The following is a 12,120-nucleotide window of genomic DNA, read 5'->3' on the forward strand; positions in this document are numbered from 1 at the left end:
CTCAGTTTTCTAACTCTTCGAGCGCGAGACGATAATCTTCGTCCGACATTGGCCAGTAATGCCACTTGATCTGGCTTTGCATGTAGGAGACTCCTTTTCCGAATGTTGTGCGCGCAACAAGCATGTGCGGCGGACCGCTCCTGCCGAGTCGGCCCACAGCCTCGGTGATCTGGCCGACGTCGTGCCCATCGACTTCATGCACGTCCCATCCGAACGCCGACCACTTGGCCCCCATATGTGCAAGGTCCAGGACATCAGCCGTATAGCCGAATGCCTGCTGGCCATTCAAGTCAATGATACCGATCAGATTGGACAGTCGGTGATGGGCCGCGAACATCGCGGCTTCCCAAACGGATCCCTCGTTACATTCGGCGTCGCTCATCAGTACGAAAACTCGTCGTCCGGATTTCTGAAGGCGGGCCGCGAGAGCCGCGCCGGCTCCGATAGAGAGCCCGTGTCCGAGCGAGCCGGTCGCGAAATCGATCCCTCGCAATTCATGCTCTGGATGAACGCCAAGGAAGCTGCCATCCGCGCAGTACGTGGCCAGCTGTTCTGCACTCAGCCACCCGCGAAGTTGGAGAGCTGCATATAGTGCCAGTGCCGCGTGCCCCTTCGACAGAATGAACCGGTCTCGATCTGGATCCTCAGGCGACGCAACCTGCAGAATTCCGCCGTAGAGTGCCGCGAGCAGATCCGCAATGGAGAGCGCCGAACCTATATGACCGACATTCGCTCGCTTCGACTCGCGGAGTACGATATGTCTTATCTGCTGCTGCATGTGGTGCCCGTTTTTTTGAATTGGTCTGCTGTCCGTGACACCCGCCGGAGCAACGATAACCGCTGCGCCCTCTAATTCAATAGTAGCGATGCTCCCGTAGCTCCAACGATGTCCGCTCCCACGCTGTCGCCGTCAGTTCCTGACGGAGGGCTCCGCCTCACCTTCGCGGCATTTGTTGGTCCGCGCCTATCTCGCGATATTGTGCCTCAGCTGCCTACGGTGCTATCGAGTTTTTCTATCACCTGACTGCCAGTTCCCTATCATTTGCCTAGAACAGCTCAGCGGATTCTTCTAGCGGTTACAATCGCAACGCTCGCCTCGATGCTTCCTTCGGCGATTAGCGATTCAATCATAACATGGTATTCGGCTTACTCGATCCTCTTCCTTGGCGATCCATACAAAATGATCGGCCCGGACAAGATTCTCTTTTACAATCTTCCGCTCATCTATCCGATACACCCAGGCCTCTTGTCGCTGCCGCTTGGGTTCCTCTCCGCGGCCGATTTCGCTTCCGCATTCGTCTGGATCTCTGCCTTCATCTTCGTACTCGCGGCAACCCACAAGGACTGGAACCTTGTGCCGGTTATTTTCTCGGCCCCCTTTTTTGTGTCCGCTTATCAAGGCCAGTGGACGATACTCGCAAGCGCGGGATACCTGGTTCCTTCGCTTGCGATTTTCTTTACCGCGAAGCCCACCCTCGGACTGGCGCTCTTCGCGGCGAATCCCTCGAGACGCACAATCATCTCAGCTGTCGGTGGGGGGTTACTTATCGCCTCAATCGGGATGGTGATGTTTCCAGAATGGCCGATTGAATGGTTGAAAATTGTTGGGAGTGCCAGACATCAGTGGATACCGATAATGCATCCCGCAGGGCTGCTGACCGCTTTAGCGTTGTTTCGCTGGCGACGACCGGAGGCGCGGATGATTTTCTTCCTCGCTTGTGTTCCTCAGACAATGCTGTGGTACGACACGCTCCCGCTTCTCCTGGTCGCGCGGACGTTCAGGGAAAGCCTGATCCTTTCGTTCGTGAGTTGGGTGCCGCTTGCGGCCCAGCTTCGGACGGGCGAGTTCGTGCCGATGAATATCACGCAGTACGTACTCTACGGCTTCGTGCCGTCCCTGATTCTCGTGCTCCTTCGCCCGAACGTAGCGCCTGGCGAAATACGTAACGCAGGCCCGCAGGTGCCAGCGCTTTTGAATCGTTTGGCTGGACTTCGCCGACCGCTGTAACCGAAATGGGGCCGTTATAGAGCGCCGCCGTCATCGCGGCGGGATTGCGCGGCCCTCGAGAAAGACCGCACCGCAAGAACGCGCCGCAAATCGGACAACCATGCCGGCAGTTCACCTTCGTTCGGTCGGCGCAGCAGGATGATAAGCGCTGGCAGGCAGGCGAAAACCATCCACTCGAAGCCAACCGGATAGAGTCGCAGAAAGCCGTCACTTCTGCCGAACACCAGCTCGTACGCAACGGGAGCTGAAGTAACCAGCGCCAGAAACAAAGTCTCGCGAAACGTCACGGCGACAAGAAAAAACGGCAGCACGTCGTACCATGCCGCTGTCTGGGGCACACACGCGAGCACGAGTATCAGCCGGGCCTCCGGACGTCTCCATCGCAGGAGCGCCAGGATAGAGAGCCATCCCAACGGCGAAAGGAGCGGCGGAGAATACCGTCTGTCGAGCGGAAGCGAGCCGAGCCAGTCGCCGAGCCACGTTGGCACCAACAGAAAGCCAATCAGCGTCAGCGCTCCACCGCCCAGTAAGGCGATCTTCAGTGTGCGTCCGGATTGATCCGCAGCGAGAATTGCGAGGCCGATGTTCGGCTTAGCCGCCAGGATCCATCCGAGAGCTGGAAGGCACGCCGCAGCGGTGAAGATCGGCGACCATTGTGCCTGATGCACAGCAACAAAGAACGGCACGCTCAGAAAAAGTGGAAGTCGAGACCAACCCAGGGAGGTAAGGCCATACGCCAGGAGGCCGGTAGAAACCCAGACGAAGAGAGTCACTGCGGCTAACTCCCCGAATCCCGCCAGCGGCAGTGCGGCGACCGCCGATGTAATCGGATAGTTGAACACCATGACCGCGTCATACTCGCCGCCCGGTCGGATCACCGTGTAAGGATTCTGACCCTGCAAAAGGGCCTTCCCCGCGAACCAGAAAACGCTGAAGTCGGTATCGGTAACGCCGAATGTTCTGTGGGCCATCAGGGGCATCAGCGCCGCTGCGGTCGCGATCGCCACCGCGACAATTAGTCGAGAGCGGACACTCCGACGGGTCAACTTCGATTGATCGAGCGTTTCCGGCAGGTTTGGCATCGGGCGACAAAACTACGGCGATCAACTACTTCCTGCGCGCCTGACGCTCCCAGAGGGGCGATTACTCGTGCGCGGGCAGGGGCTCCATTGTCTCGGGGTTCACCGGCACCTGTACTTCGTCACGGTAGGGCGACGTCATAAGCACTACGCGCATCCGCGGGAACGCGTCCATGAACGCCATGTAGCAAAGCCCCCATGCGCCAAGCAGGCCGAGTGCAACGCCAGGCTCCCAGACGCCGAACGGAATTCCAGTTGCGTCGGGATAGAGCGATGGATAAACCTCGATATAACGGTGCAGCCAGAGACCAATGAGCGTGCAGCTCGCAAAGAATATCATCGTCGGCAGAAATACTTTCGCCGAGCGCGCCATCAGTCCGAAGAAAGGCGCGAACATGAACGCGACCCCGGTGAGCGTCAGCCACATCCACGGTGCGATCAGCCTCAGGCGCATCCAGTGTGTTTCCTCGCCCATGTTGCCATACCATATGACGAGGTATTGCCCGAACGTCAGATAACCCCAGAACGCAGTGAACGCGAAACACAGCTTCCCAAGATCATGGATATGCTTTTCCGTGATCAGATCGTAGCGATCGAGGTACCGCCGCCACGAAATGGTAAGAATCGTGAAGCTTGCGAGCGCCGTCACCCACCCGCCCATGAAGAACCACCACCCGTACAGGGTGCTCTGGAAATGGATGTCGAGAGACATCGAGAGGTCCCACGACAGCACCATCCAGAAAAGCGCGAACGCCAGCCCGAGAAAAACGGCCAGCTTGCCCTGAAGCGAATGCGTCGAGTGAATCTCGCGCCGCTCGTCTCGGAACCCGCGACGCATCCGCTCGCGAATCTTCCTCGCCCAGCCCGCACCGCCTTCTCCCGAGAGCCCTACGTCGAGTCGAACGCTCGTGTAGATGTACCACAGGCTGAGGCTCGCGATGATCCCGAAAAGAATCAAGTCGCGCGGAATCAGAAACGCCGGATTGAGATATATCTGCTTCTCCGGAATCGGCACCGGCGCGACCGCCCAGGGGAAGATGTGACTCGATCCAAGAAAGATCAGCAGCAGCAGCACGAACGCCACCGGCAGGAACGCGACATAACCCTCGAGGAACCGGATCACCGTTCTCGACCATCGCGCCGTCGTGATGCGCTGGACGGCGACGAACATCACGCCGGCGGACGAAATGCTCGTGAAGTACAGCCAGTTGAACAACAGCGATCGCCAGACTCTGTCGGGTGCCACGAAAATTCCGATGACAAACACCAGCACACCGACGACGGCGAATGCGATGCACAGCGTCCGCAGGCGCGCCGGAAGCGGTCGCGCGGTGCCGGCGAGGATTTCCTCGCGCGACGGCATGTGGAATTCATGGCTCATCGATGCGCTCCAGCGGCAACAGAATCAGGCCGCCGTCGCAGCGTGTCGCCAGCTGCAGCCGGTGCCGATGCATGAGCCGCGGTCGCCTCGCCGATCGCGACCGGCTTCATGAAAGGCGCGGGCCGAGTGGGCGCCGTTCGAGTGGAACCCGGGACTCTGTCGCCGGTGACGCCAGGCGCAGCGAGCGCGCCCGTCGGAACGGTTCTGCCGAGCGCGCCCTGAAGCCCGCGCAGATAATTCACGACGTCCCACCGCTCCGGCTCCTCGATGCGATTGTACGACGGCATCAACCCGCGGCCGTTGCGGATCATTCCGTAGATGTACCCATCGCTGCGTCCCTTCGTGATATCCATCACGAGACTGATTCCGGGCATTCCGAATTTCGTCGCCGGCCCGTCACCCATGCCCTTGTCGCCGTGACACACGGCACAGTTGATCTGGTAATACTTGCGTCCGTTGACGAGCGACTCTTCGCTCACGGCCACGGGGTTCGGAATTCCTGCCATCGAGTCGATTGTCGCCGGCAGAGCAGCATGAGAAACCTGAAATCCGGCCATTGCTGTGCCCGTGACGGGAACGGAGCCCTGTGGGTTGCCACGCGACGGCTTCAGGCTGTCCCTCGCGCTCACCACCTCCCAGGTCCACAGCGACGGCGTGCGCTTGAACTCCGTAAACCATTCGCATCCACCCATTGCCAGAACCATGGGGGCCGCTGCAATCAGAAAGACGGTGCGATGCCTAACGCTCACTGCGCACCTCCACTGCTCCGCTCTCGCGAAGAATCGAGGTCGCCGCCGCCGCATCCGAGGGTGCGCACTCGACCCAGACTCCGTAGTCCCCGTGACTGAACCGCGGGTCGTACCCCACAGTCATCGTCAGTCGAGGGATGCGCGAGTTGATGAACAGTCCGACGACCGTGGACAGCGCGCCGAACAGCACCATCACCTCGAAGCCGAAGATCGTGTAGGGGACCCATGACGCGACCGGCTTGCCTCCCACGACGAGCGGCCAGTAGTCGGATGTCCAGATCGCGATCCAGTATCCACACGTCGCTCCGGCAAGCCCACCGAACAGCGTGAACAGCCGCACGGGACTCGGGCCCGCGTTGATCGCGTGCTCGATCTCATGGCGCGGAGTTGGAGTGTAGACGGTGACTTCGCCGAGCCGCTTCTGCTTCAGCTCCTCGATCGCGTGAACGGTTGCGTCGAGCTCACGAAATGCTCCGAGAATGCCCGGCATTACTCGTACTCTCCCGGCGTGGATGGCTCGAAGTCCACGTGCCGGCCTGCCGGGCCGATGCCGTGCTCATGTCTCGTTCTGAGCTTCGGCGCAATGATCTCCTTCACTTCGGAGATGGCGATCACCGGCAGCTGCTTGATGAACAGCAGGAACCACATCGAGAACCAGCCGAAGCTGCCGGCGAGAATGCTGTAGTCCACCCATGTCGGACGGTAGCTCGTCCACTGCCACGGCTCGAATTCATGCGACAGCGATGGTACTACAATCACGAAACGCTCGAACCACATCCCGATGTTGATCGTGATGGAGATGATGAACAGCCACGTCGGATTCCGCCTCAGGCGCTGCGAGAAGAGCGACAGCGGCAGGATAATGTTGCAGGTGTAGAGAATCGCCGACGCCCACCACCACTGGCCCCAGATGCGGTTAGCGAAGAAGCTCTGCTCGAACTCGTTGCCGCTGAACCACGCGACGAACCACTCCGCCATGTAAGCGCTGCTCACAATAAGCGCGGTGAACAGCGCCAGCTTGGCGGCGGCGTCGAGGTGGTTGAGCGTTACATAATGCTCGAGCTTGAACCATTTCCGGAGTGGGATGATGATCGTGAACACCATCCCGATTCCGGAGTAGATCGCGCCGGCGACGAAGTACGGCGGGAAGATCGTGGTGTGCCACCCAGGCGTCAGCGTCATCGCAAAGTCGAACGACACAACGGAGTGCACCGACAACACCAGCGGAGTCGAGAACGCCGCGAGGAACAGATACGCTCTCGCGAAGTGCCTCCACTCTCGATCCGAGTTTCTCCACCCTAGCGAGAGAACGCTCAGGATCCGCTTGCGAACCGGATTCGTCTCCCGGTCGCGCAGCACGGCGATATCGGGAACAAGGCCCACGAACAGGAACGTCGAGGAAACGGTCAGGTAGGTGAGAATCGCGAAGACGTCCCAGATCAGCGGGCTCTTGAACTGCGGCCATAGGTAGCGCCAGTTCGGGTACGGAATCAGCCAGAAGAATTTCCAGGGGCGGCCAAGGTGCAGAATCGGGAACAGTCCCGCCGTCATGACCGCAAAGACGGTCATCGCCTCTGCGCACCGGTAGATCGACGTCCGGAATCCAGCGCGGAACAGGTATAGAATTGCCGAGATCAGCGTTCCTGCGTGACCGATGCCAATCCAGAAAACGAAAGTGATGATGTAGACACCCCACATCACGGGCGGGTTGTAGCCGGCAACGCCCAGACCGCTGTAGATCTGGTAGCACCACGCCGCGATGCCGAGCAGGAGGAAGAAAATCGCTGTGCCGAGGCCGATGAACCACGCGACCGTGGGATGAAGTGTCGCGGTGATCTCGCGATCTACCTGCTCGTAATCCCGGACCGCCGGAAGCTGAACGTCAGCGGTCGCGATGTTGGGACGCTTGTACCGGTCCTCGCGCTCGTCAAGCGGCCGCACAACGGTCGCCATTATTCCGCCGCCCCCGGTGTCGGGTGCAGGACCTTCTTCAGATACACAACCGCCGTGAACGTGTTGAGCTCCTCGAACACGTGATACGCGCGCCGGTCCTTCACGTTCTTCGCGACCGCCCAGTTCTCATCGGCGGCGTCACCGAATGTTATGGCGCGCGACGGGCAAGCTTCTGCGCAAGCCGTCGTGAACTCGTCCGCCTCGACTCCGCGGTGCTCGAGCGCCGCGACATTCTCGGCGTCCCGGATTCGCTGAACGCAGAAGGTGCATTTCTCCATTACACCCTTGCCGCGCACCGTCACGTCCGGATTGAGCTGCCAGTTCAGCGGCTCCGGAAACGCGTACTGCGCCCGATCCGGCTCACCGTACCCGAACCAGTTGAAGTAGCGCACCTTGTACGGACAGTTGTTGGAGCAGTAGCGCGTTCCGACGCAGCGGTTGTACACCTGCACATTGAGTCCGTCGGGAGCGTGATACGTCGCGTATACGGGACACACCGGCTCGCACGGCGCGTTGCCGCACTGCTGGCACATCATCGGCACGAAGCGCGTGTCGAAATCCGCACCGATGTCCACGGGCTCCGGAGTCATGCCACCGAGCGACACTCCGCCCCCAGGCTCGGCGGCTCCTCCCTCGAAATACCGCTCCAATCTGATCCACGCCATCTCGCGACTGCGCGTGATGTTCGCTCCGAATCCCGTGCGATCGGGCAGGAACACTCCGGTCTGCCAGTCCGCTCCGACCGTTGGAATGTTGTTCTCGGCGTAGCACGCGGTGACACAGGCAGCGCACCCGGTGCAGCGCGCGAGATCGACGGTCATGGCCCAGCGTCGCTTTGCCATCCCGCTCCAGTGGGTCGCGCTGTACATCCCCTTCGCGTTGGATTCGGGATCACCGCGGTCACCTTGCGCATCGTTGGCGACCGGCGCGCGGAGTCCCGGCAGGAATTCGTGGCTCGCGTCGCCCGGGAACTCGTGGTGCGCGTGGGATTCGTGCTCGAGGTCCGCGACAAGAACGGCCTGGCCGATTCCGCGGCCGTGCTGTCGCGCCGATCCTTCGGTGGTGACGATCAGTGAATGACCCGCCGCGACTGAGACATTCGCTTTTGTCGCATAGCTCACCGAGCCCGCGCGATCCTCCACGTACGGGAGCAGATCGAATGCATTGAGTCCCGCTTTCGCGTAGCGACCGGCTGCAGCGGAGTGTCCGCGGCCAGCGGCAATCGCAACTGTATCGGGGCGAATGCCGATGTAGATGAGTGCCGGCGCTGTCAGACTTCCGGCCGCCGTCTGCACCGTGACGTGGTCGCCGTTTGCGACACCGAGGCGCTTCGCTGTCGCAGGATGCATCTCGACTACCGTCTGCCAGCAGATCTTCGTTACCGGGTCGGGAATCTCCTGAAGCCACGGCTTGTTGGCGCCCGCTCCAGTCCCGAGCAGAGGGTGCGGGTACACCATCAGGAAGTAGTCGCCCGTTGTCTGTGCCAATGTCCGTTGGCCGATCGACGCAGCGGCGGCGCGCGCCGCAGGGGTGGCCCCCAGCGTTCCCGCCATGACGCCTTTCGGAAGCCCAGCTGCGAGAGCAGTCGCCCCACCCGGCAGGCGGTTGATGAGCCAGCCGCGGTAGCCGGTTCCCGGCTCGACCGCTGTGCCTGCAGCCGGAGGATTCGAGATCGAAAGCAGCACGTCGGACGTGGCACGCGTGTCGAACACCGGATCCATCGTCGGCTGCTGGAGCGAGATCGTGCCACGTACGGGCTCCGCATCACCCCACTGCTCGAGGGGGTGGTGATCTGGGAGAACGAGATCGGCCATCGCCGTTGTCTCGTCCGGCACGCTCGAGAAGCTCACCTTGAACGGAACTTTTGCCATGGCCGCCGAGAAGCCCGACGATTTCGGCATCGTGTAGGCGGGATTTGCGCCGCGCACCATGAGCATCGGCACTGATCCAGCCTGCATTCGCTGAGCGAGCGCGCGAAGCTGAGAGGGCGAATCCATTCCCTCGAAGCCCAGGATGGCTTCAGCCGGACGCACGGTGCTGCCGACATTCCCCTGCGCCTGATTGAGCGCGTTCGCGGCGAGACAAAGCTCCATCCCATCGGGCGCGCCGCCCGCGGCAAGAACGAGATTCGGCTTCGACGCAGCGAACTCGCGCTGCAGTGAAGCGAGAATTGCGGCGTCGACGCCGCTCGCCTGCGACGCCTGCTGAGGCGTTGCCGACCCCTCGAGAAGAGCCACAATCGACAGCTCGGAGCCGGGCCGCGCGTTGATCCATTGATCCGCGTTCAGACCGGTGAGTGAGCGCCGCGCTCCAACGTATACGAGCCGGGGCGCGGTTTCGATGTTCGCACGCGCGTCAGCGAACGCGAGCTGCTGCGGAACTGCGGCGCCCCACGAGTCGAGAAAATCCGCGCCGACTGCAACAATGAGCCTTGCTGTCGAGAAATCGTATCGCGGCCAGGCTACGCCGTAGCTCTGCCGGTTCGCGGCGATCGCGGTGTAGTCCGCATCGGGATCGTAGCTCAGGGCCGGCGGGATTCCGTAGAAAGCGAGCCACGCGTCGAGAAACGTCCGGAACGTTCCGGTCTCGTGCGCGTTGATGAACGCGGCGTTTGCAGCGCCGCCGCGTGTGCGCAGCTCACCGAGCTTCTGTGTGAAAAGCTGGATGGCTTCGTCCCACGTCGCGCCCTGGAGGCGGCCGCCCTTTCGGATCATCGGCCCGCGGAACCGGTCTGGATTGTACAGCCCCTGCAGCGCGGCCTGCCCGCGCGAGCAAAGCGCGCCGCGGTTGAGCGGATGATCCGGATTCCCCTCGAGCTTGATCGTGCGACCGTCGCGCGTCTCCGCGATCAGTCCACAGCCGGCAGAGCATTCGCGACAAGTCGTGGCGTAATAGGTTGAAACACCCGGCACTGTCTCGTCGGGCGAAACGAGGTACGGGATCAGCTTCTCGACTCGTTCGGACGAGCAGCCGATCATGGTCGTCGCGGCGCCGGTTGCGCCGAGGACTTTCAGGAAATCGCGGCGCTTTACACCGCGCGTCTGCTGCGCGTCCCCGTTCATCGCAGCGCCAGGGTCAGGAGCAGCATCCGATTCGTCGCGCACGTCAGAAGTGACACACCGCGCAATCGTAGCGCGCCTTGAGGGGTGGATTCGACCGGCCCACGTGACAATTCACGCACCATCCCATGTTGAGCGAGCTTGCCTGGGACACCTGTTCCATCTTCTGGACTTCACCGTGGCACGTCTGGCAGGTTACGCCTGCGCTGACGTGCCGCATGTGCGGGAAGTGCACGTATTCCGGAAGCTTGTGGATGCGCACCCACGGCACCGGCTGCTTCTTGTTCCAGTACGAGGCGAGCTTCTGAATCTCGGGTTTGTCGGTGCCGATGACAGTGTGACATCCCATGCATGTTGCAACCGCTGGAAGCCCTGGGTCAGGCGACTTGTTGGCCGTATAGTGGCAGTAGAGGCAGTTCATCTTGAGGTTTCCCGCGGCGTGCCGAGGGTGCGGAAACCGAACCGGCTGTACGGGGCTGTTGCCCTGAGAGGATGACGCACCCGCGTAAGCGGAGAGCATCGCCGCAGCGGCGGCGAGCACGACGAGGCCCGGAATGGCGATCCATCTGCTCCCTACTCTCATGCGCGGCCGGGCTCAGCCAGTTGAATCATTACGTCGGGTTTGTGAAGAATTTCACAAGGTGGAAACGATGGCCGGAATAATGGCGTTGCCGGGTTGCCGTCGCAAGGCGCCCAGCCACTGATCAATTCACTGGGTCAGTGGAGGATTTGCCGGCCTTCACACGCTCGATGGTGCGCATGACTTCGATGGCCATCGCGCGAAGAAGATTCACTTCTCTGGAATCCACCGCCGCCCGAAACACGATCGACCTGAGGGTCCGCATCACATGCTCGCTGCTGCGCGTCTTGAAGAATGCAATTGCCTCGAGAGATCGCGCGGCGTCGGCGAACAGCAGCTCGTACTGCTCGCCCGTGGGAGGATCGATCGCATGTCGCGGTGGGGCGAGCTCGCGGGTGGCGTCACCGGAAGCAAGGTGCAGCTCATAGAGCGCTATCAGCACTGCCTGGGCCAGGTTCAGCGATGCGTATCCGGTGGTCGGTATCGTCACGACGAGATGCGCGCGGTCGAGTCCGTCGTTTGGAAGTCCGCTGTCCTCACGCCCGAACAGAATGGCGACCGGTCCACGGTCGGCGAATCCAATGAGGTCCGTTGCCGCAAACGCCGGCGCCACGACTTCGCGCTTCGCCGCTCGTCTCCGCGCCGTGAATCCCGCCACGCGAACGCAGTCGGCCAGCGCCTCGTCGAGCGTCTCGAAATGCTGAATTGCGTTGATGATGTCCTGCGTGTCGTGCGCGACACCGATCAGGCGGTAAGGGTCATAGGCGACGGGTCGTACGAGGCGGAGAGCGGATACGCCCATGTTCTTCATCGCGCGGATCGCAGCAGCAATGTTGATGGGATCCTGCGGCTCGAACAGGACGACGTTCACGGCCGCCAACCGGGGAGTCGTGCCGCTCATAACGAATGCCGGCCCCGAATGCGACGCGTGACGCGCACTCGGGGCCGGCAGCTCGGCTTTAACTCAGGCGACAGGCCGGCCCGTGATGAGGCGATAAATGATCACGATCACGGCGATTACGAGAAGCAGGTGAATCAGACTTCCACCGACGTTCACCACAAAGAATCCAAGAATCCACAGGATGAGCAGAACCATCGCGATCGTCCACAGCATGTAAGCATCCTCGCTAAGGGTTGGCCCGCGATCACGCGGTGTGCCCATCCTCTTGGCAACTGTCGTACCGCTTCCCTACCTCGGCGCGCGCTCCACAAAAGTCCCCGGGTCACGCTTCGGCGGATGCTCCTCATGCAATGCCTGGCGCCCGAGGAGGATTCGTGTCGCCCGCACATCGTGGCCGATGTCGAGCAGAA

The 12,120-nt window shown here is 61.5% G+C and carries 11 protein-coding genes; 1 reads left to right on the forward strand and 10 read right to left on the reverse strand.

The genetic code is table 11. The annotated features are described in order from the left end of the window. Nucleotide 1: 1 nt before the first annotated feature. Nucleotides 2-778 carry a transketolase gene (locus tag VES88_08855; GenBank protein HYN81596.1) on the reverse strand — a complete coding sequence of 259 codons (777 nt, stop codon included), beginning with the start codon at nt 776-778 and terminating at the stop codon, nt 2-4. Nucleotides 779-1,042: 264 nt separating this feature from the next. On the opposite strand from VES88_08855, the gene VES88_08860 reads away from it, so the two are divergent. Further along, entirely contained in the window at nt 1,043-2,008 is a 966-nt protein-coding gene (locus VES88_08860; protein HYN81597.1) for a hypothetical protein, read from the forward strand. A gap of 14 nt (nt 2,009-2,022) precedes the next feature. Here VES88_08860 and VES88_08865 read toward each other — a convergent pair whose 3' ends face one another. The 9 genes from VES88_08865 to VES88_08905 form a co-directional block, all read right to left on the reverse strand. Further along, nucleotides 2,023-3,090 (reverse strand): hypothetical protein, encoded by a 1,068-nt coding sequence (locus VES88_08865; GenBank protein ID HYN81598.1) that lies wholly within the window; start codon nt 3,088-3,090, stop codon nt 2,023-2,025. Between the two features lie 61 nt (nt 3,091-3,151). Further along, entirely contained in the window at nt 3,152-4,468 is a 1,317-nt protein-coding gene (locus VES88_08870) for a hypothetical protein (protein ID HYN81599.1), read from the reverse strand. Beyond that, a complete protein-coding gene (locus VES88_08875) occupies nt 4,465-5,217 on the reverse strand; it encodes a cytochrome c (GenBank protein ID HYN81600.1) in 753 nt (250 codons plus the stop codon). Before VES88_08875 ends, VES88_08870 begins: the two co-directional genes overlap by 4 nt. Further along, nucleotides 5,207-5,707: a DUF3341 domain-containing protein gene (locus VES88_08880; protein HYN81601.1), complete on the reverse strand. Its 501-nt coding sequence runs from the start codon at nt 5,705-5,707 to the stop codon at nt 5,207-5,209. Before VES88_08880 ends, VES88_08875 begins: the two co-directional genes overlap by 11 nt. Continuing rightward, nucleotides 5,707-7,170 (reverse strand): NrfD/PsrC family molybdoenzyme membrane anchor subunit, encoded by a 1,464-nt coding sequence (gene nrfD / locus VES88_08885; protein ID HYN81602.1) that lies wholly within the window; start codon nt 7,168-7,170, stop codon nt 5,707-5,709. Before nrfD ends, VES88_08880 begins: the two co-directional genes overlap by 1 nt. Continuing rightward, nucleotides 7,170-10,274: a molybdopterin-dependent oxidoreductase gene (locus VES88_08890; GenBank protein HYN81603.1), complete on the reverse strand. Its 3,105-nt coding sequence runs from the start codon at nt 10,272-10,274 to the stop codon at nt 7,170-7,172. The genes nrfD and VES88_08890 overlap by 1 nt, the downstream gene beginning before the upstream one ends. Nucleotide 10,275: 1 nt before the next feature. Then, the gene (locus VES88_08895; GenBank protein HYN81604.1) at nt 10,276-10,812 is read right to left on the reverse strand and encodes a cytochrome c3 family protein; all 537 of its coding nucleotides are present in this window, start codon (nt 10,810-10,812) and stop codon (nt 10,276-10,278) included. Between the two features lie 121 nt (nt 10,813-10,933). Beyond that, the gene (locus VES88_08900) at nt 10,934-11,710 is read right to left on the reverse strand and encodes a TrmJ/YjtD family RNA methyltransferase (protein HYN81605.1); all 777 of its coding nucleotides are present in this window, start codon (nt 11,708-11,710) and stop codon (nt 10,934-10,936) included. A 63-nt stretch (nt 11,711-11,773) separates the two neighbouring features. Continuing rightward, a complete protein-coding gene (locus tag VES88_08905; protein HYN81606.1) occupies nt 11,774-11,923 on the reverse strand; it encodes a lmo0937 family membrane protein in 150 nt (49 codons plus the stop codon). Nucleotides 11,924-12,120: the final 197 nt, after the last annotated feature.

It is taken from the genome of Gemmatimonadaceae bacterium (genome assembly GCA_035633115.1).
Classification (GTDB): domain Bacteria; phylum Gemmatimonadota; class Gemmatimonadetes; order Gemmatimonadales; family Gemmatimonadaceae; genus UBA4720.

What these genes read in the sequence shown, in the direction of transcription:
- VES88_08855 (HYN81596.1), bottom strand. Translation starts at nt 778, where the DNA reads ATGCAGCAGCAGATAAGACATATCGTACTCCGCGAGTCGAAGCGAGCG.
- VES88_08865 (HYN81598.1), bottom strand. Translation starts at nt 3,090, where the DNA reads ATGCCAAACCTGCCGGAAACGCTCGATCAATCGAAGTTGACCCGTCGG.
- VES88_08870 (HYN81599.1), bottom strand. Translation starts at nt 4,468, where the DNA reads ATGAGCCATGAATTCCACATGCCGTCGCGCGAGGAAATCCTCGCCGGC.
- VES88_08880 (HYN81601.1), bottom strand. Translation starts at nt 5,707, where the DNA reads ATGCCGGGCATTCTCGGAGCATTTCGTGAGCTCGACGCAACCGTTCAC.
- nrfD (HYN81602.1), bottom strand. Translation starts at nt 7,170, where the DNA reads ATGGCGACCGTTGTGCGGCCGCTTGACGAGCGCGAGGACCGGTACAAG.
- VES88_08895 (HYN81604.1), bottom strand. Translation starts at nt 10,812, where the DNA reads ATGAGAGTAGGGAGCAGATGGATCGCCATTCCGGGCCTCGTCGTGCTC.
- VES88_08900 (HYN81605.1), bottom strand. Translation starts at nt 11,710, where the DNA reads ATGAGCGGCACGACTCCCCGGTTGGCGGCCGTGAACGTCGTCCTGTTC.
- VES88_08905 (HYN81606.1), bottom strand. Translation starts at nt 11,923, where the DNA reads ATGCTGTGGACGATCGCGATGGTTCTGCTCATCCTGTGGATTCTTGGA.